At 66.1% G+C, this 18,430-nt stretch carries 13 protein-coding genes; 1 reads left to right on the top strand and 12 read right to left on the bottom strand.

Features of this window, described 5'->3' with window-relative positions:
- Positions 1-85: 85 nt before the first annotated feature.
- The 6 genes from ACSQ3N_RS21685 to ACSQ3N_RS21660 form a co-directional block, all read right to left on the bottom strand.
- Entirely contained in the window at positions 86-3,028 is a 2,943-nt protein-coding gene (locus ACSQ3N_RS21685; protein ID WP_056167416.1) for a ribonucleoside-diphosphate reductase subunit alpha, read from the bottom strand.
- Between the two features lie 378 nt (positions 3,029-3,406).
- A complete protein-coding gene (gene ampD / locus ACSQ3N_RS21680; protein WP_056167418.1) occupies positions 3,407-4,039 on the bottom strand; it encodes a 1,6-anhydro-N-acetylmuramyl-L-alanine amidase AmpD in 633 nt (210 codons plus the stop codon).
- A complete protein-coding gene (locus ACSQ3N_RS21675) occupies positions 4,023-5,570 on the bottom strand; it encodes a sigma-54-dependent transcriptional regulator (RefSeq protein ID WP_056167422.1) in 1,548 nt (515 codons plus the stop codon). Before ACSQ3N_RS21675 ends, ampD begins: the two co-directional genes overlap by 17 nt.
- A gap of 11 nt (positions 5,571-5,581) precedes the next feature.
- Positions 5,582-7,285 carry a sensor histidine kinase gene (locus ACSQ3N_RS21670; protein WP_056167425.1) on the bottom strand — a complete coding sequence of 568 codons (1,704 nt, stop codon included), beginning with the start codon at positions 7,283-7,285 and terminating at the stop codon, positions 5,582-5,584.
- A 3-nt stretch (positions 7,286-7,288) separates the two neighbouring features.
- Positions 7,289-7,519 carry a PP0621 family protein gene (locus ACSQ3N_RS21665; protein WP_056167428.1) on the bottom strand — a complete coding sequence of 77 codons (231 nt, stop codon included), beginning with the start codon at positions 7,517-7,519 and terminating at the stop codon, positions 7,289-7,291.
- Positions 7,516-8,313 (bottom strand): cytochrome C assembly family protein, encoded by a 798-nt coding sequence (locus tag ACSQ3N_RS21660; protein WP_056167431.1) that lies wholly within the window; start codon positions 8,311-8,313, stop codon positions 7,516-7,518. Before ACSQ3N_RS21660 ends, ACSQ3N_RS21665 begins: the two co-directional genes overlap by 4 nt.
- A gap of 102 nt (positions 8,314-8,415) precedes the next feature.
- Here ACSQ3N_RS21660 and ffh point away from each other — a divergent pair, with 102 nt between their 5' ends.
- Positions 8,416-9,795, top strand: a complete 1,380-nt coding sequence (gene ffh, locus ACSQ3N_RS21655; protein WP_056167433.1) for a signal recognition particle protein — start codon at positions 8,416-8,418, stop codon at positions 9,793-9,795.
- A gap of 164 nt (positions 9,796-9,959) precedes the next feature.
- Here the strand turns inward: ffh and ACSQ3N_RS21650 are convergent, their stop codons facing one another.
- The 6 genes from ACSQ3N_RS21650 to ACSQ3N_RS21625 all read right to left on the bottom strand — a co-directional run bounded on the left by ACSQ3N_RS21650 (position 9,960) and on the right by ACSQ3N_RS21625 (position 18,410).
- On the bottom strand, positions 9,960-10,799 hold the full coding sequence (locus ACSQ3N_RS21650; protein WP_235507359.1) for a C13 family peptidase: 840 nt from the start codon (positions 10,797-10,799) through the stop codon (positions 9,960-9,962).
- A gap of 265 nt (positions 10,800-11,064) precedes the next feature.
- A complete protein-coding gene (gene mdoH / locus ACSQ3N_RS21645; protein ID WP_235507360.1) occupies positions 11,065-13,098 on the bottom strand; it encodes a glucans biosynthesis glucosyltransferase MdoH in 2,034 nt (677 codons plus the stop codon).
- Positions 13,071-14,648 (bottom strand): glucan biosynthesis protein G, encoded by a 1,578-nt coding sequence (locus ACSQ3N_RS21640; protein ID WP_436147415.1) that lies wholly within the window; start codon positions 14,646-14,648, stop codon positions 13,071-13,073. The genes mdoH and ACSQ3N_RS21640 overlap by 28 nt, the downstream gene beginning before the upstream one ends.
- A gap of 181 nt (positions 14,649-14,829) precedes the next feature.
- Complete coding sequence (locus tag ACSQ3N_RS21635; protein WP_056167436.1) at positions 14,830-16,248, bottom strand: sigma 54-interacting transcriptional regulator; 1,419 nt, start codon at positions 16,246-16,248, stop codon at positions 14,830-14,832.
- A 13-nt stretch (positions 16,249-16,261) separates the two neighbouring features.
- Positions 16,262-16,954 (bottom strand): hypothetical protein, encoded by a 693-nt coding sequence (locus tag ACSQ3N_RS21630; RefSeq protein ID WP_436147414.1) that lies wholly within the window; start codon positions 16,952-16,954, stop codon positions 16,262-16,264.
- Positions 16,941-18,410, bottom strand: a complete 1,470-nt coding sequence (locus tag ACSQ3N_RS21625; RefSeq protein ID WP_436147413.1) for a sensor histidine kinase — start codon at positions 18,408-18,410, stop codon at positions 16,941-16,943. Before ACSQ3N_RS21625 ends, ACSQ3N_RS21630 begins: the two co-directional genes overlap by 14 nt.
- Between the last annotated feature and the right edge of the window lie 20 nt (positions 18,411-18,430).

Here is an 18,430-nt window from a genome sequence, read left to right as displayed (position 1 = left end):
TGCAGCGTTGTGCAGCAACGATTTGTTGCTTCACAGCACCGAAGCGAGCGTGCATTGAACGCGATGCACGCCGCTTCGTAGGACCTTACTGACAGGCCTCGCAGCTGACGTCGTCGATCGCGGTGAACTGAACGTCCGTGGCGGGTCGTGACGCGGCCTGCGCAGACGCTGCAGTGACTGCTGTTTCCTGCGCGCCGGGCTTGGATGCAGCGGCTGCAGAACCCTGCTGCGAGGCACCGTCGTTGCCGGAGGACACGGCGTTGAGCTGGCGTGTGTTCACGGTGCTCATCTCGACGTGCGTGGCGCTTTGCGTGCGCAGGTAGTACGTGGTCTTGAGGCCACGGATCCACGCCAGCTTGTAGGTGTCGTCCAGCTTCTTGCCCGATGCGCCGGCCATGTAGATGTTCAGGCTCTGCGCCTGGTCGATCCACTTCTGGCGGCGCGATGCGGCTTCCACCAGCCATTGCGCTTCGACTTCGAAGGCGGTGGAGTACAGCGCCTTGATGTCGGCCGGCACGCGGTCAATGGGGTGCAGCGATCCCTTGAAGTGCTTGAGGTCCATGATCATCACGTCGTCCCACAGGCCCAGGCGCTTGAGGTCGCGCACCAGCCCGCCGTTGATGACGGTGAACTCTCCCGACAGGTTGGACTTCACGGACAGGTTGCCGAACGATGGCTCGATCGATGCGTCCACGCCGATGATGTTGGAGATCGTGGCGGTGGGGGCGATGGCCACGCAGTTCGAATTGCGCATGCCGTCCTGCGCAATCTTCTTGCGCAGGGCGTCCCAGTCGAGCGTGGACGAACGGTCCACTTCCACATAGCCGCCACGGGCCTCGGACAGCATGTCCAGCGTGTCGAAAGGCAGGATGCCGCGGTCCCACAGCGAGCCTTTGTAGCTGGTGTACTGGCCGCGTTCGCGGGCCAGCTCGGTCGACGCCCAGTAGGCGTAGTAGCAGATGGCTTCCATCGACTTGTCGGCAAACTCCACGGCCGCTTGCGAGGCGTAGGGGATGCGCAGTTCGTACAGGCTGTCCTGGAAGGCCATCAGTCCCAGGCCCACGGGGCGGTGGCGCATGTTGGAGTCGCGGGCCTTGGGCACAGCGTAGTAGTTGATGTCGATCACGTTGTCCAGCATGCGCATGGCCACGGTGATCGTCTTCTTGAGCTTCTCGTGATCGACCTGGCCATCCTTCAAGTGCTGCAGCAGGTTGACCGAGCCGAGGTTGCACACGGCGGTTTCGGTGTCGCTGGTGTTCAGCGTGATCTCGGTGCACAGGTTGGACGAGTGCACCACGCCGGCGTGCTGCTGGGGCGAGCGCACGTTGCAGGCATCCTTGAAGGTGATCCAGGGATGCCCGGTCTCGAACAGCATGGTCAGCATCTTGCGCCACATGTCGGTGGCCTGCACCGTCTTGGACGGCTTGATCTCGCCGCGCGCAGCCTTTTGTTCGTAGGCCACGTAGGCCTTCTCGAAGGCGGTGCCGAACAGGTCGTGCAGGTCGGGCACGTCGGAAGGCGAGAACAGCGTCCAGGTGCCCTTTTCCATCACGCGGCGCATGAACAGGTCGGGAATCCAGTTGGCCGTATTCATGTCGTGCGTGCGGCGGCGGTCATCACCGGTGTTCTTGCGCAGCTCCAGGAACTCTTCGATATCCAGGTGCCACGTTTCCAGGTACGTGCACACGGCGCCCTTGCGCTTGCCGCCCTGGTTCACGGCCACGGCCGTGTCGTTGACCACCTTGAGAAAAGGAACCACGCCTTGGGATTCACCGTTCGTGCCCTTGATGTGCGAGCCGAGGGCGCGCACGCGGGTCCAGTCGTTGCCCAGACCGCCGGCAAACTTGGACAGCAGCGCGTTCTCCTTGATGGAGTCGTAGATGCCTTCCAGGTGGTCGGGCACGGTGGTCAGGTAGCACGAGGACAACTGCGAGCGCAGCGTGCCGCTGTTGAACAGCGTGGGCGTGCTGGACATGAAGTCGAAGCTCGAGAGGATCTCGTAGAACTCGATGGCGCGGGCTTCACGGTCGGCTTCGTTGAGCGACAGGCCCATGGCCACGCGCATGAAGAAGCACTGGGGCAGCTCGATGCGGGTCTTGCGCACGTGCAGGAAGTAGCGGTCGTAAAGCGTCTGCAGACCCAGATAGTCGAACTGCAGGTCGCGGTCGGCCTTGAGGGCGGCGCCCAGGCGGGCCAGGTCGAACGTCAGCAGGCGGGGGTCCAGCAGTTCGTTGTCCACGCCCTTCTGGATGAACTGGGGAAAGTATTCCAGGTACGCCTGGCCCATCGCGGACTGGGTCACTTCCTTATCCAGCACCTCGCGCACGATGGTGTGCAGCAGCAGGCGGGCGGTGGCGTAGGTGTAGTCGGGGTCTTTTTCGATCAGCGTGCGCGCGGCCAGGATGGAGGCCTTGTAGACCTCGTCCATCGGGACGCCGTCGTACAGGTTGCGCATGGTTTCCGCGACGATGGGGTCGGCCTTGATGTCGGCACCCAGGTTCACGCAGGCCGACTCGATCAGGCCCTGCAGGCGATTCAGGTCCAGCGCCACGCGCTTGTCGCCGTCGATCACATGCAGCAGCGGTGCAGCGGGCACGGCAGCCTGTTGCTCGGTGTGGCGCGCGCGCTCCTGCGTGCGGCGTTCGCGGTAGAGCACATAGGCGCGGGCGATTTCATGGTGCTCGCCGCGCATCAGGCCCAGCTCCACCTGGTCCTGCACGTCTTCAATGTGGAAGGTGCCGCCGGCAGGGCGCGAACGCACCAGCGCGCGCACGACGTTCTGCGTCAGCGTGTCCACGACTTCGCGCACGCTGGCAGAGGCTGCGCCCTGGGTGCCATGCACTGCCAGAAAGGCCTTCATCATCGCCACCGCGATTTTCTGGGGCTCGAAGGGCACCACCGCGCCGTTGCGGCGAATGATCTGGTAGTGCGGGAGCGATTGGGTGGCGGCCACTGGCGCTGCATGGGATGCAGGGGCATCGGCCGTGGCGGTGTGGGTGGTGACAGGCGTGTTCAAAGCAGCTTGCATGGGTGTCCTCTTCTATGGGCTGTCTGGGGTGTGATGCTCGGCTGGGAATGCAGCCGGGCCGGGAGAGCGGTGCGCAGGGCTTTTGTCTGGGCACACTATATATGGTGTGTCTCATGCGTTCAAGACACTACCGGTAGTGTATCGCGGTAAAACTGCCTCCAGGAGGACACGGCTTGTGCTAGGCATGCGAAGCGGGGGCTGGGCACCTCGTCGCAATCCATTGAAACGCGGGGATGTGGGGCAGACGACCCGCATGCCGACAGGCGTTGCGAGGGATTTTGCCGCCGAGGCCGCATGCTGCCTTGGGGTCGCCGGGCACTGCAACAATGTGCAAACGCACAAAGAAAAATCTTGGATGTGGCGCTGGGGCTGCAGTGATCAGCCCGGTGGTGGGTGGCTGGTCAGCGTGGTAGCAGGAAACCTGCGCAATGGCCAGCTGAGCGCATCCTGAAGGCGGCGCCAGTCGAACCCTGGCCCGGGATCTTGTTTGCGCCCCGGGGCGATGTGCTCGTGGCCGGCGATGTGCTCGATGGCATAGCGCTGCTCGATATCCCGGCACAGCTGGGCGAGCATGTGGTACTGCGCCGCCTCGAACTCCAGGCCTTCCAGGCCCTCCAGTTCGATGCCGATGGAGTCGTCGTTGCACTGGCTGCGGCCGCGGTAGGCAGACTGGCCGGCATGCCAGGCGCGCTGGTCGCAGCTCACGAATTGCCAGAGCGCGCCGGTGCGCTCTATGAAAAAGTGCGACGACACCGCCAGGCCGCGGATGCTTTGAAAGTACGGATGGGCATCCCAGTCGAGTGCATTGGTGAACAGTTCCTGCACCTTGCCGGTGCCGTATTCACCCGGCGGAAGGCTGATGGAGTGCACCACGATCAGGTCGATGGCCTGCTCGCCCTGTACCGGGCGCTCCCCGTAGTTCGGCGAGGGGAGCCGGTGTGCCCGCTGGTACCAGCCGCCGTCCCAAAGTGGGCCCGAGTCGTCCTGCTCGGCTTCAACCGATCTCGTCATTCGCATCCTGGTCGTTGGGCGCGGCAATGTTCAGGCGTGCGATGCGGTAGCGGATCTGGCGCAGGCTGATACCCAGGCGCGCCGCGGTGGCTGTGCGGTTGAAGCCGGCCTCGCGCAGGGCCCGGATGAGGATGTCGCGTTCTTGCTGGTCCAGCCAGGCCTGCAGGTCGCTGGGCAGTGGCACCGAACTGCCTGGGTTGGGGTGGGCCGCCGCAGCGGGGCCTTGCGCGGAAGTGGGCGCGTCGCCTGCAGAGCCTGCCGAGGCGCTGGTGGCGAGCGCTGCCTGCGGCGGCATGGGCCGCGCACCCGATGCGTCGTACGGCAGCGCCGGCCCGTCCACATGGAGCTCCTCTCCATCACTGAGCGCCACCGCGCGGTGCAACAAGTTTTCCAGCTCACGCACGTTGCCAGTCAGGGGATGCGCTGCAATGGCGGCCAGCGCCTGCTCGGTCAGCCGTGGCACGGCCATGCCCGATTCCTGGGCGATGCGTGCCAGCAGGGCCACGCACAGCGCGGGCAGGTCTTCGCGCCGCTCTCGCAGGGGCGGGATCACGATCTCGATCACGTTCAGCCGGTAGTACAGATCCTGCCGGAAGCGGCCCGACTGCACGTCGGCAGCCAGGTCGCGGTGCGTGGCGCTGACGACGCGCACGTCCACGGTTTCTTCCTGCGTGGAGCCCAGCGGCCGCACGCTGCGCTCCTGGATCGCACGCAGCAGCTTGGACTGCATGGCCAGGGGGAGGTCGCCGATCTCGTCGAGAAACAGTGTGCCCCCCCGCGCCGCCTGAAAGTAGCCATCGCGATCCTGCGAGGCGCCGGTGTAGGATCCCTTGCGCGCGCCGAAGAACTCGGCCTCCAGCAAGTTTTCGGGGATGGCGCCGCAATTGACAGCCACGAGCGGGCCATCGGCGCGCTGGCTGCTGGCGTGCAGCGCCTGCGCCACCAGTTCCTTGCCGGTGCCCGATTCGCCATGGATCAGCACAGGCGCCATGCCGCGGGCCACCTTGGCCACTCGCTGTTTGACGTTGCGGATGGCCATGGACTCTCCCACCATCCGCTCCAGGGCCGGGGTCGATCCGGCCAGGTCCACGGCCGCCGAGGCCGCACTTTTGTTCTGGTTGCCGCCACTGCGCGCTGCGCGTGGGGCCGGCACGCCGCCCGTGCCCTGGATGGCCGATGCCACCACCGACCGAAACTGCTTGAGGTCCACCGGCTTGGTCAGGTAGTCGAAAGCCCCGGCGCGCAGGGCCTCGACCGCGTTCTCGGCAGAGCCGTAGGCCGTCATCACCACGCAGCGCTCCTTGCGCTGCTGCTCGCGCAGGTCCTGCAGCAGCTCCATGCCGAACCCGTCGGGCAAGCGCATGTCGGTGATGACCGCATCGAAGCGATGGGCCTTGAGCTGATCGCGCGCCTCCTGCACGCTGGAGGCCGTCTGCACGCGGTAGCCCTCGCGCAGCAGCGTGAGTTCATACAGGGTGCGCAGGTCGGGTTCGTCGTCTACGACGAGGATGGAGGCAGGGGTGGCGTTCATGGCGGTGGAGGTCAGACCACGATGGTGTCGAACAGGGTGGCGGATTCGGCAGGGCGGGTCGTACGGCGAAAACCGACGGTGAAGGCATTGCCCCCGGTCTCACCCCGTGCCGTGGCACGCGCAAGGCGCTGGTAGCTGATGGAGGCGCCGTGTCGCTGGCACAGTTCTCGGCAAATATAAAGGCCCAGCCCGCTGGACCGGCTCTCGGACGAAAAGAAGGGCTCGAACAGATGGCGCTCCACCGACTTGTCCATGGGAGCGCCATCGCTCCACACCTGCAGGCTGACCTGGCCCGACGGCAGGGCGCGCGTGCTCACCAGCAGCGCATCGGGCTCCTGGCTCATGTAGCGCAAGGCGTTGTCCAGCAGGTTCACCAGAACGCGCCGCAGATGTTCGGGGTCGAACTCGACCTGGGTGCCCTCGGCTTCTAGCGTCACCACGGCCAGGCGCTTGGCCGGGTTCTGGGACTGCCAGTCGTTCCATATCTGCGCCACGGTCTCATCGAGCGGCACGGTGGATGCCGGGGCATGGCTGATCTGGTGCTGCACGCGGGCAATGTCCAGCACTTCTTCTGCGATGCGGGCCAGGCGGTCGGCGTTCTGCTGCACCATGTGCGCGAGGCGTTTTTGCGCCGGGTCGTGCAGGTCTTCTTCGAGCAGGGCGTTGGCTTGGACGATGGCGGCCAGCGGGTTGCGGATCTCGTGGGCCACGGCGGCCGACATGCGGCCCATCGCCGCGAGCTTTTCGGTGCGCAGCCGCGCCTCCATCTCCCGCAGGTCGTGCAGGAACATCACGCACAGCCGTTCCGTCTGAGTCTGCTGAGATGCCTCGCGCGTAGAAGTCAGCCAGGTGCGCACGTGCAGGCCGGTGGGGCTTTGCCCGGGGTGCAGCAGGTCGACATCGGCGGTCTGGGGTTGCTCCTGCCGAAACGTGCGCCGCGCCAGGATGATCAGGGGGCTCCATGGGGGCTCCGTGGTCAGCATGAACGGCAGCTCTGGCAGGCTGCCCCCGCCCAGCAGCTGCAGGCCCGCCGGGTTGGCGATGCGCACGGTATCGCTTTCGTCCACCACCAGCACGCCGTCGGTCAGGTTCTGGATCACGAGTGCGCTGACCTGGGTCTGCACGCGGGCCGCGACCTGGCTTTGATGGGCTAGCTCCTGCTCGCGCGCCAGGCGGGTGGCCAGCTGGTGCACCAGGTAGCTCACGATGAAATAGCCGGTGCCCGTCAGCGCGCTTTGCAGGTAGCGCGGGGCGGCGTCGCCGGTCATGCTGATGCCCTGCCACCAGGCCCAGCCCAGCAGCAGCAGGGTGGCCGCCGCCGTGGTCCCCAGGGCCAGCGTCAAGGTGCCGAGCACGGCCGCCATGAGAATGGGCAGGCCGAACAGGGGGGTGAAATTCATGATGCCGGCATGCAGCAACTGCACGAGGGCGATGGCCAGCAGGTCGACCCCGATCGAGGGCAGCCACCGGGCACCTGCCCGCGGCGATGGCGGAGCATGTCCCGCCAGCACACGCAGCATGGCGGTGGCGACCAGGTACGCTACACACACGCCCAGCACTGCTGGCTCCGGTGCCTGATTGACGATCTGCCCAATGCCTTGCAGCATCAACAACGCCAGCGCCACCACCACCCGACCGGTCAGAAAACCGCGCCACAGCCTGACAAATGGTGCGTCCACAGTGGGCGTAAACATCCCGGCGGGTGGTACTTGCATGGCTCAGGCCGGGCCCAGGCGACTGTGCTCCGGGCAGCAATAGGCCTGGTTGCCCAGCATCAGGGCCTCTGCCTTCGGAATATGCACACCACAATGCGCGCACGCGAGGATGTCCTGCGGACCTGCCAAAGGCGGTGGGGGCCTGCGTGATTCCGCGTCGGTGTCCTTGTCACGCCGGCTGCGCCAGATACCGATGGCGACGACCAGGACGATCAGCAGTACCAGGTATTTCATGCGCTGCGCCCCAGCACCACTTCCATGACGAAGCGTGAGCCCACGTAGGCCAGCAGCAGCAGGGTCGAGCCCGCATACAGCACGCGCACCGCGTTGCGCCCCCGCCAGCCAAAGCGCGCGCGGCCTATCAGTAGCGCGGCGAAGGTGAGCCAGGACAGCAGCGAGAAAACGGCCTTGTGGTCCCATCGCCAGGCGCGGCCATACAGCGTTTCGCCAAACAGCCAGCCGGCCAGCAGCGTGGCCGTCAGCAGGATGAAGCCCGCCGTCACGAAGCGGAAGGTCAGGCGCTCCAGCGTCAGCAGCGGGATGCCGCTGTGCGGGTCTTCAGCCTGTCGGATGTGCCGCTCGGCGCGGGTCATGAGCCAGGCATGCACCACCGCAGCACCAAAGAGGCCGTAACAGGCAATGCCCAAGGCCAGGTGCAGCGGCAGCCAGGCAGAAGCCGTGACATGCAGTGGCTGCCCCGGGAACACCAGGGCCAGCACCACGGCCACCGCGCCCAGCGCAGCCAGCACCCAGCGCGACTGCATCTGGGGAAAGAGCTGCCGCTCGACCGCATAGACGGTGAGCACCAGCCAGGCCGTCATCGACAGGGCGGGCGCAAACCCGAAGCGCGGTGCGTCGCCCCACAGGCCCCACACCAGGACGGCGCCATGCAGCACCCAGGCCACCAGCAGCGCATTGCGGGCTGCCGTGGTGCCCAGGCGCTTGGCGGCGACGGCGGGAACGCCATATGCCACCGCGGCGGCCAGGGCCAGCAGCCAGCTGAAGGGGGAGCTACTCGCTAAAATCATGGATCGCAGTTTAGCCTTTTGCCCCCACCGCCCGTACCTGGGCGTGCCTGCCAGCCACAACCGTTGTGTTGATCGCGCGCAGGCAACACCGGAACATTGCCCATGGCCTCCGCCCTTACCGACAAACTCTCGCGCCTCGTCAAGGAGATGCGTGGCCAGGCCCGCATCACTGAATCCAACGTGCAGGACATGCTGCGCGAGGTGCGCATGGCGCTGCTGGAGGCCGACGTGGCCCTGCCGGTGGTGCGCGACTTCATTGCGCGGGTGAAGGAAAAAGCCCTGGGCGAGGAGGTCATCGGATCGCTCAAGCCCGGCCAGACGCTGGTCTCCATCGTCAACCGCGAACTGGCGGCCACCATGGGCCAGGGCGTCTCGGACATCAACCTGGCGGCCCAGCCGCCCGCCATCATCCTGATGGCTGGCCTGCAGGGCGCCGGCAAGACCACGACCACCGCCAAGCTGGCCAAGCACCTGATCGAAAAGCGCAAGAAGAAGGTGCTCACCGTTTCTGGCGACGTGTACCGCCCCGCGGCCATCGAGCAGCTCAAGACCGTCACCAGGCAGGCGGGCGCGGAGTGGTTCCCGAGCACCCCGGACCAAAAACCGCTGGACATTGCGCGCGCCGCGCTCGACTACGCCAAGAAGCACTATTTCGATGTGCTGCTGGTCGATACGGCCGGTCGCCTGGCCATCGACGAAGCCTTGATGAAGGAAATCAAGGACCTGCACGCCGCCCTGAACCCGGTGGAGACGCTCTTCGTCGTCGATGCCATGCAGGGCCAAGACGCGATCAACACGGCCAAGGCCTTCAAGGAGGCTCTGCCTCTCACCGGCATCGTGCTGACCAAGCTCGACGGCGACTCACGCGGCGGCGCGGCGCTGTCGGTGCGGCAGATCACGGGTGCGCCTATCAAGTTTGCAGGTGTGTCGGAAAAGATCGACGGCCTGGAGGTGTTCGACGCCGAGCGCCATGCGGGCCGCATTCTGGGCATGGGCGACATCGTGGCGCTGGTCGAGCAGGTCACTGCCGGTGTGGACATGGAGGCCGCGCAGAAGCTGGCCGCCAAGGTCAAGAGCGGCGACGGTTTCGACCTGAATGATTTTTTGTCCCAGATCCAGCAGATGAAACAGATGGGCGGCCTGTCCAGCCTGATGGACAAGCTGCCGTCCCAGCTCACGGCCAAGGCCGGCGCGGTGGACATGGACAAGGCCGAGAAGGACATCAAGCGCAAGGAAGGCATCATTCAGAGCATGACGCCGCTGGAGCGCCGCAAGCCCGACCTCATCAAGGCGACCCGCAAGAAGCGCATTGCCGGCGGGGCGGGCGTGCATGTGCAAGAGGTCAACCGCCTGCTCAAGGAGTTCGAGCAAATGCAGGGCATGATGAAGAAGATGAAGGGCGGCGGCCTCATGAAGATGATGAAGCGCATGGGCGGCATGAAGGGCCTGGGCGGCGGTGGCATGCCCAAGATGCCTTTTTGAGATCACCTATCTGAGCTGCTCAACCCTCAGCCCGGATCAACGGGGCTGCCTGACGCCCTCATTCAACCCAGCAACGGACGTGCTGCATGCGTGGGCCGCTCAAACCTCTATGCCGCAGCGGTTGGGCGATGAGGGATGAGCCATCTTGAGCGCAGGCCAGGCGCTCAAGGCGCTTGCAGCCAGTCTTTCAACGGCTGGCCTGCCCAGGCCTTGGCTTCTTCGCCGACGAAGGTCTGCGGCTTGGATGCGGGCAGCTTGCGGCGCTTTTCTTGCGCGGCGATGGATTTTCTGGCTTCATCCATCCAGTCGGTCACTGACAAATTTTCGGCATCCACCTGGCCGAACAGCGCTTCGGCGAACGGCGTGTGGGTGCCATCGTATTGGCAGCGGAACGAGGTGAGACGCGTGTCGGAGGCCGTGAGCACCACGCGGTTCGGCGCCCTCAGCGGCTTGATGAATGCGCCGCTGTAGCAGGCGGACAGCACCACCAGGGTCGGTACCTTCAGCGGCGCGAGGGCATCGCTCAGCAACCTGGGTGTGATGGGCGGCTGGTTCTTGCCAGCCACGGTGATGTTGAGCAGGCCAGGGTTGGCGTGCGTGGAGATCAGCAGCAAGACCCGGTCCCGCGGTTGCACCACCTCGGCCATCTTGGACATCACCAGCGCGAAATTTTCGACCGTCGCCTGAGGCCACTCTGCGCTCTCGCCCCGTGCCGGGTTGGCCAGCTTGAGCATCAAGGCGTTGGAGTCGAGCTCACGCACCAGCTTTTCAGCCAGCAATACATCGTTGCGGAAGGCCTTGGACTGCGAGTGCATCGCAAAGCCGGCAAAGATGATGCGGCCCGGTGGCTCAGCAGGCACCACTGGCGCGGGTGCGGCAGGGGGCGCGGTGGGCGCCTCGGCCATCGGCGCTGGCGGCGCGATGCACCCTGCGGCTGCGATGGCCAGTGCCAGTAAGCTGACTCTCAAAAAGCGCCGCAGGGTATCGGGGGCAGGGGAAGACATGGGCATGGTGATCAAGAAGCTGAGACGGATGGAAAGGTGACCGCTGTCCGGTGGCGGCATGCGTCCGGCCGTGTCCAAAGCGTGCCGTATCGTAAAGGAGTGCCGTACCCCTGCCGCATTTGCTGGGACAGTGTTTCAAGTGCTTGCATCGTCAGCATCCGACCGCGTGGACCCTGAATACTGCCAAAGCGCGCGCACCGTAAAAAAGCCGGTGCATGCACCGGCTTCCTGGGGGGACGTGGGCGTGACGTCGATCACATGGCGGTTAGGCCGCGCGCAGTGCGGGCTGCGCCAGGCGGCTGGCATGCAGCCACGCACGGCGCAATACCGGCGGCGACCACGACTCCTCGGGGATCAACAGCAGTTGCTGCGCGCGCAGTGCCTTGCCCAGAGCGATCTGGCTGGTCAGCACCGCCAGCGGAATCGCCAGTGCCAGGGGCAGGCCCACGGGCATCAGCCACAGCAGCGCGCTGCTGTCGATGAAGGCCACACCCAGCGCCATCACGGCGATGATCGCGCTCATGGGGGCCAACTGGCGCATGGCGTGGAGCCATGGCACGGCATGCGCTTCACGGGGCGGCGACTTCCATTCCAGCTTCAGGCCGGTCAGTGCAATCACCACGAACAGCGAGTGCGCCAGCATGCGGATGGGGGCTTGCAGAATGGCCAGCACGCTTTCCAGCACCGCACTCTTGAGCAGGCTGAAGGCGCCACCGTACTGCGATTGCTCGCGGCGCATGAACACCGCGGCCACGCCCAGGATGCGGGGCAGGAACAGCAGGCACAGGGTCCAGGCCCACAGCGCCAGCAACTCGGCCGGCAGGATGTGCCAGTCGGCCACCAGCTTGGCGCCCGACAGCCACAGCGCCGTGCCCAGCGTCAGGAACGCAAGCCACAGCGGTGCCGACAGATAAGCCATGGCGCCCGTCACGAACATCGAGCGGTGCACGGGGTGGATGCCAGGCTCGGCCATCAGGCGGGCGTTTTGCAGATTGCCCTGGCACCAGCGGCGGTCGCGCTGCAGTTCAGCCAGCAGGTCTGGTGGTTGTTGCTCGTAGCTGCCGATCAGGTCGGACACCAGCCACACGTGGTAGCCGGCGCGGCGCATCAGCGCGGCTTCGACGAAGTCGTGCGACATGATGCCGCCCGCCAGGCCGCCCGTGCCCTTGATCGGCGCCAGCGCGCAATGTTCCATGAACGGCGCCACACGGATGATCGCGTTGTGGCCCCAGTAGTGCGACTCGCCCAGTTGCCAATACTGCATGCCCAGCGTAAACAGCCGGCCGGTGACGCGCGAGGCAAACTGCTGCGCACGGGCGTGCAGCGTGACGTGGCCGATGGCCTGCGTGGCGGTCTGGATGATGCCGGCAGAGGGGTTGGCTTCCATCAGCTTGGCCATGGAGACGATGCAGTCGCCGCTCATCACGCTGTCGGCATCCAGCACCACCATGTAGCGGTAGTCCTTGCCCCAGCGGCGGCAAAAATCTGCCACGTTACCGGCCTTGCGGTGGGTGCGGCGGGTGCGCAGGCGGTAGTAGACCTGCACCTGGGGTTGCTGGCCGTTCTGGGCCAGCGCGCTGCGCAGCTCTTCCCAGGCGGCGCGCTCGGCGGCGGCAATGGAGGGGTCATAGCTATCGGACAGCACGAACACGTCGAAGGTGGCGCCGTGGCCGGTGGCCGCCACGGATTCACACGTGGCCCGCAGACCGGCGAACACGGTGGACACGTCTTCATTGCAGATCGGCATGATGATCGCGGTGCGCGCATCCGGCGCCAGCTGGTGCTCGGTGACGCTGCGGACCGACAGCGCATGCTTGTCGCCCCGCACCATCACCCAGAAACCCATTAGGCCGGTCAAGAAGCCCGTGACCACCCAGGCCGACAGCAGCGCGAACAAGGCGATCTGCCCGTAGCCAAGCCAAGGGTTGTCATACGTGGGCTGCACGCCTGCAAACAGCAGGCTGGCAAGTGCCGTGGCCAGCACGGTCAGCACCATGAAGGTCCAGCGGCGGCGCTGCGCTGCGCCCTGCCAGGCCTGCGTGTGCTCGTCTGTCGGCTCTGCAGGGCCGGCATTGCGGGCGCGGCCCGTGAGGCGCAGCAGCACGGCGGTGCTCATGCTGTTCCAGAACCCGCGCCAGGGCACGGGCGTCATCGACCCGCGGTGCAGCGGCGGTGCCGTCACAGCGTTGGGATGGCGCTCTTCACGCACGACGCTGCGCAGGCTGGGAACAGCGCGCAGGTGGGCTGGTGAGCGAAGGGGCGCCTTGGGGCTTACTCGGGAAGAATGATGTGCGTCCATGTTTCACTCACAGCGTTGTTGTCGTGTTGAAGAAAAGCGCGCAGTTCGATCGGGCGATCGGCTTTGAGGCGCTGTACGCGAACGGTCATGCGCCACTGGTCGGTGGCGGGATTTCGGTAGACGATGTTTTCAAGCACCTTGCCGTTGGCATCGGTGCTCACCACCGCCTTGACGGCGGCTTCCGGTGGCAGGGCCTTCAGTGAAGGGCCGTCGAAGTCGACGACGAACTGGGCCTGCTGGCGCAGGGCGGCTGCCGTCTCCTTGGTGTAGCCCATGCCGCGGCGCGATTGCGTCACCCAGCCACCCGGCGGGCGCTGCTGCTCTTCGCCCTGCCAGCTCAGCTCGTAGGCAAATTCCAGCGGTTGGCCTGGGGCGGGCAACTGGGCGGGCACCCAGTACGCAACGATGTTGTCGTGCGTTTCATCGGGTGTGTTGAGCTGCACCAGTTCCACACGGCCAGGACCCCAGTCGTTCAGGGGGCGCACCCAGGCACTGGGGCGGCGTTCATAGCGGGCTTCCACGTCCTCGTAGCTGGCCCACTGGCGGTCCCGCTGCATCAGGCCAAAACCCTTGGGGTTCTTGGTGGCGAACGACGTGACCAGGGTCTGCTTGGGGTTCTGCAGCGGGCGCCAGAGCCATTCGCCCTCGCCGGTGGCGATCATCAGCCCGTCGGAATCATGCACCTCGGGGCGGAAGTCGTCCTTGCGGGGCTGGTTCTCGCCAAAGAAGAACATGCTGGTCAACGGGGCAACGCCCAGCGTGCCGATGGGCTTGCCTGCACCAGCCCGCACAAAGATGCGGCTGCGCACGGTCGTGGTGGTCGTTGCGCCGGGCTCGATGTCGAAGCGGTAGGCCCCCGTGGCGCGTGGCGAATCGAGCAGCGCGTACACCGTGACCTGGGTCGACAACGGGTCGGGACGCACCAGCCAGAATTCGGTGAAGCGAGGAAACTCCTCGCTCTGGCCGGGCGCCGCGCCTACCGTGTCGATGGCCAAGCCGCGGGCCGACAAACCGTACTGCTGGCCCTTGCCCAGTGCGCGGAAATAGCTGGCGCCCTGGAAGACCACCAACTCGTCCTTGTAGGCGTTGGAGTTCAGGTGGTTGTGCAGCCGAAAGCCTGCAAACCCAAGGTCGCCCCAGGCCTCGGGCTTGACCTGGTTCTTGCCATAGTCGAAGTCGGCACGGCTGTAGCTGATGTGGCGGGCACCCTGCGGCGTCACCTCGTTGATCAGCACCGGCTCCTTCTGGTACAGGCCCAGATGGAAGAACATGGCCTCGAAAGGCAGTTTCTCGGCGCGCCACAGGGCGCGGTCGGGACGCCAGCGGATGTCGCGCACCTGGTCGTAATTGAGCTTGGCCAAGTCGGCGGGCAGCTTGTCGCCAGCTGCCCGATAGGGCTTCCCGGCACGCTCGCGCGCCAGCTGGGTCACGCTGTCGAAGTCGAAGCCCTGTGCCTGGGCCTTCGCGGCCACCAGGGCCAGCGCCAGCAGACCGACGGTCCGTCGGGCATGCCGAAGCAAAGGCGAAGATGGAGAAAAAACAGCTTGCATGCAGCATCTAGGGCAAACCCTGTGCCAGCTCTGAAAAACTGTTCTATATCAACGACTTAAGCCTCGATGTACATGTAAGCGATTGTGCAAGCAGTTTCTGCGGCCCTAAAAGCCTCGTATTTGTCGCTGTGTGGCGACAAGCACCAAGCCTAGGACAAGAAATTCTTTTGAAATCAACGGCTTAGTCGTGTCGCTCTTCGGCGACATCTTCACCGCTCGCCGTTTCGTTCTTGAAATTGCCGGGGGTGAGGGCATGCTTTTGCAGCAGCCGATAGAACTCTGTGCGGTTGCGCTGGGCCAGGCGGGATGCGTCTGCGACATTGCCATCCGTCATCTTGAGCAGGCCCACCAGATATTCGCGCTCGAAGCGTTGCCGGGCCTCGGTAAAGCTCAGCACCTGGGCCGACGGGATGCGCAGCGCACGCTGCACCAGGGTCAGTGGCACGAGCGGCGTCGTGGACAGGGCGCACACCTGCTCCACCACGTTGAACAGCTGGCGCACGTTGCCAGGCCACGCGGCCATGGTCAGCGCCTTCAGGGCCTCGGGCGCAAAGCCCGAAAGGCGCTTGTCGTACTTGCGTGCGAGACGGTCGAGAAAGTGGTTCGCCAGCAGTGCAATGTCCTCGCGCCGGTCAGCCAGCGTGGGCAGCGCCAGCGTCACCACATTCAGGCGGTAGTACAGGTCCTCGCGGAACTGGGCGGTGGCCATGGCCGCTTCCAGGTCGCGGTGGGTAGCAGAGATGATGCGCACGTCGATGGGCGTGGACTGGCTCGAACCCACGGGCCGCACGGCGCGCTCCTGCAGCACGCGCAGCAGCTTAACCTGCAGGGCCGGGGGCATGTCGCCAATTTCGTCCAGCAGCAGCGTGCCGCCGTCGGCCGCCTGAAACAGGCCCTTGTGGTTGCTGGTCGCGTCCGTGAAGGCGCCTTTGACGTGACCGAACAGCTCGGATTCGAGCAGGGCCTCGGGGATGGCGCCGCAGTTGACTGCCACGAAAGGTTTGGCGGCGCGCGGGCTCGCCCGGTGGATGGCTTGCGCCAGCAGCTCCTTGCCCGCGCCGCTGTCGCCCAGCAGCAGCACGCTGGCATCCGACTGGGCCACCATGTAGGCTTCGGCCAGCAGATCGGTCATGCGGTTGGACCGGCTCACGATCTCGGCGCGCCAGGCCTCGTTGGCATGGGCGTGGGTGATGGCGGGGGCGCTCAGCGCCAGGGCCTGTCCGATCTTTTCGAGCAGGTCTTTGCCGTCGTACGGCTTGGTGAGGTAGGTAAACACACCGCGCGAAGTCGCTTCCACTGCATCGGGAATGGTGCCGTGCGCAGTCAGCAGGATCACCGGCAGCGAGGGGTGCCGCGCGCGCACTTCGTCGAACAGCGCCAGCCCGTCGCGCCCCGGCAGCCGCACGTCGCTGAGCACCAGCTGCGGCCGCGCCATGTCGAGCTGCGCCAGCGCGGCTTCGGCAGAGCCCACCGCAATCACTTCGTAGCCAGCGGCACTCAGGCGCAGCGACAGCAGCCGCAGCATGTCGGCATCGTCGTCCACCACAAGAATGCGGGCCGATGCGCCAGCGCGGGATGCAGGGGTGGAGGTGGATGCCATGGTGGTGTGGGTGTCAGGGGGCTGAACGTTGCGGGCTGCTGCCGGGCGAAGACGCGGGGGCGGCCGGCACGGGGGGGCGGGTGGTCAGGCTGCGCTCGATGGCGCGCACGGCCTCCAGCCGCTCGTTGAGTTGGTCGTTGCGACGCTGGGCGTCGCGCAGTTGCTGCGTCTGCCGCTCCAGCTGGTCTTCCAGTCGGCGCTGGGTCAGCAGGCGAGCCTCCATCAGGCGTGCCAGCGGGTGCAGGGCTTGGGACGCTGCACTCTGGTTGGCCAGCACGCGCTGCACCAGCCCCAGCGCGCGCGCCGTATCCACGGCCTGGCGTGTCTGTGCGAGTGCTGTGGCCAGCAGCAAGGGGTTTTCGGCCGCAGCCTCTTCGGCATCGCTCAGGCGCGCGATTTCCTTCGGCAAATCTGCCGGCGGCATGCGCAGCATCAGATCGGTCTGTGCCAGCACCTGCTGCACGGGGTGGGGCGGGGGCAATGGGGGCAGCTCTGCGGGTGGAGTGCGCTCCGCTTTCACTTTGACCGGCACCGCCACCGCGACCGTCACCAGGGGCGGTGGTGGTGGCGCAGCGACCTGCTGCGGAGCCGTCGCGCCGCAGCCGACCAACAGCCACGCCGCCGCCAGCGGAAGAAGGGAGGATGCCCCGGGGCTCGGCAACGTGCGCTCGGTGGCAGCGGTAAGGTGAAAGTCACTGGGCTGCATGCGGTAGTTCTATGCGAAAGAATGATTGGGCGCCTTCGTCCACCAGACGCACCGTGCCACCGTGGGCCGCGATGTATTCCTGGACGATGGACAGGCCGATGCCGGTGCCGCGCACGGCATCGTCCGGCTGGCGCACGCCGCGGTAAAAAGGCTCGAAGACGTGGTCGCGGTCCGCCGGCGCCACACCCGGGCCCTGGTCGATGACATCCACCCGGGCGGCCCCTGCGGGACGCGACAGCACGATGCGCAGGGTGCTGCCCTTGGGCGAGAAGCGGATCGCGTTGGACAGCAGGTTGCTCACGGCCGACGCAATCTTGTCGGCATCGATCGGCAGCGACACTGGCGGGCCTTCCACCTGCACTTTCAGGCCCCGGGCCTGCCACTGCAGTCTCTGGCTTTCCACCTGCGCTTCCAGCAGTGAGAGCAGATCGGTGTCGCGCCGTTTCAACTGGCGCGCCTCGAAGGCTGCAGCATTGAAGCGCAGCAGTGCCTCGATCTCGCTCTGCAGCACCAGCGTGTTGTGGTGCAAGATTTGCGTGACCTCGCGCTGCCCGCCATTGAGCTCGCCCGTCACGCCGTCCTGCAGCAGCGCCACGCCTTCGCGCAGTGCGGCCAAGGGTGTCTTGAGTTCGTGCGATACATGGCGCAAGAAGCGGGCTTTGTCCGCATCCAGTTCCACCAGCCGCAGGCGCAGCCATTCGAGCTGCTGGCCGACGCGGCGCACGTCGTCGGGGCCCGAGATCACCACGGGTTCATCCAGCTGGTTCTCGCCCAGTTGGCGGATGGCGCCCTCCAGCCGCTTGAACGGACGGGCCAGCCAGATGCCCAGCGCCAGTGCCAGCAACAGCGCCAGCACGATCACGCCCACCACCTGATGCGTCACATTGCGGCGACTGGCTTCCACGCGGTCCTGCAGCTCTCGGTTGCGCTGGGCGTTGATGTCCTGTATCGACTGCGCGATGTTCAGGTTCAACGTCTCGATGGCCACGAACTCCTCGGCCACCAGCCGCTCGTTGTCCAGCGCACGTTCGGGCGGCGCGTTCACAAGCTCCTTGACGGCGTCGAGGTGCCTGCGCCACTCGTCCACCTGCGCTTCGGGGAGCCCGTCCTTGTGCAACTGTTCGAGGATGCCCAGCGCCTCCAGTGCCATTTCATCGAAGCTGCGGCGCAGCGGCGCATCGCGCAGCACGAGGGACTGCCGGGCTGCGCGCTCCAGCGCTTGCCCGCGCTGGTTCAGCGACTGCGCGGCGGTGCCCAGTGCGGTGGCGTGGGCCGTACCCTGGCGGCTTTGCACCATGAGCTGCTCCAGCGTGTGCAGCGCCCGCAGCGAACTCACGCCCAGCAGTCCCGCAATCAGCAGGAACGCCAGCAGCAACAGTTGCTGAAACGAAAACCCGTTGAGCGGCCCGCCCGCCCTGGGCGCGCCAGCGCTGGGTGGACTACTGGGTTCGGACATGGGAGAGGCTGTTCCTGCGG

The sequence above is a fragment of the Acidovorax sp. LjRoot194 genome, from assembly GCF_964253015.1.
In the GTDB taxonomy this organism is placed as follows: Bacteria; Pseudomonadota; Gammaproteobacteria; order Burkholderiales; family Burkholderiaceae_C; genus Acidovorax.
Note: the sequence above shows the minus strand (reverse complement) of the source record. Positions and strands in the feature narration are given on the sequence as shown.

Excerpts from the sequence above, each read along its gene's own strand:
- ACSQ3N_RS21685 (WP_056167416.1), bottom strand. The coding sequence starts at position 3,028 with ATGCAAGCTGCTTTGAACACGCCTGTCACCACCCACACCGCCACGGCC.
- ACSQ3N_RS21625 (WP_436147413.1), bottom strand. The coding sequence starts at position 18,410 with ATGTCCGAACCCAGTAGTCCACCCAGCGCTGGCGCGCCCAGGGCGGGC.
- ACSQ3N_RS21650 (WP_235507359.1), bottom strand. The coding sequence starts at position 10,799 with ATGTCTTCCCCTGCCCCCGATACCCTGCGGCGCTTTTTGAGAGTCAGC.
- ACSQ3N_RS21635 (WP_056167436.1), bottom strand. The coding sequence starts at position 16,248 with ATGGCATCCACCTCCACCCCTGCATCCCGCGCTGGCGCATCGGCCCGC.
- ACSQ3N_RS21675 (WP_056167422.1), bottom strand. The coding sequence starts at position 5,570 with ATGAACGCCACCCCTGCCTCCATCCTCGTCGTAGACGACGAACCCGAC.
- ACSQ3N_RS21665 (WP_056167428.1), bottom strand. The coding sequence starts at position 7,519 with ATGAAATACCTGGTACTGCTGATCGTCCTGGTCGTCGCCATCGGTATC.
- ACSQ3N_RS21660 (WP_056167431.1), bottom strand. The coding sequence starts at position 8,313 with ATGATTTTAGCGAGTAGCTCCCCCTTCAGCTGGCTGCTGGCCCTGGCC.
- ACSQ3N_RS21670 (WP_056167425.1), bottom strand. The coding sequence starts at position 7,285 with ATGCAAGTACCACCCGCCGGGATGTTTACGCCCACTGTGGACGCACCA.
- ACSQ3N_RS21640 (WP_436147415.1), bottom strand. The coding sequence starts at position 14,648 with ATGCAAGCTGTTTTTTCTCCATCTTCGCCTTTGCTTCGGCATGCCCGA.
- ACSQ3N_RS21630 (WP_436147414.1), bottom strand. The coding sequence starts at position 16,954 with ATGCAGCCCAGTGACTTTCACCTTACCGCTGCCACCGAGCGCACGTTG.
- ffh (WP_056167433.1), top strand. The coding sequence starts at position 8,416 with ATGGCCTCCGCCCTTACCGACAAACTCTCGCGCCTCGTCAAGGAGATG.
- ampD (WP_056167418.1), bottom strand. The coding sequence starts at position 4,039 with ATGACGAGATCGGTTGAAGCCGAGCAGGACGACTCGGGCCCACTTTGG.
- mdoH (WP_235507360.1), bottom strand. The coding sequence starts at position 13,098 with ATGGACGCACATCATTCTTCCCGAGTAAGCCCCAAGGCGCCCCTTCGC.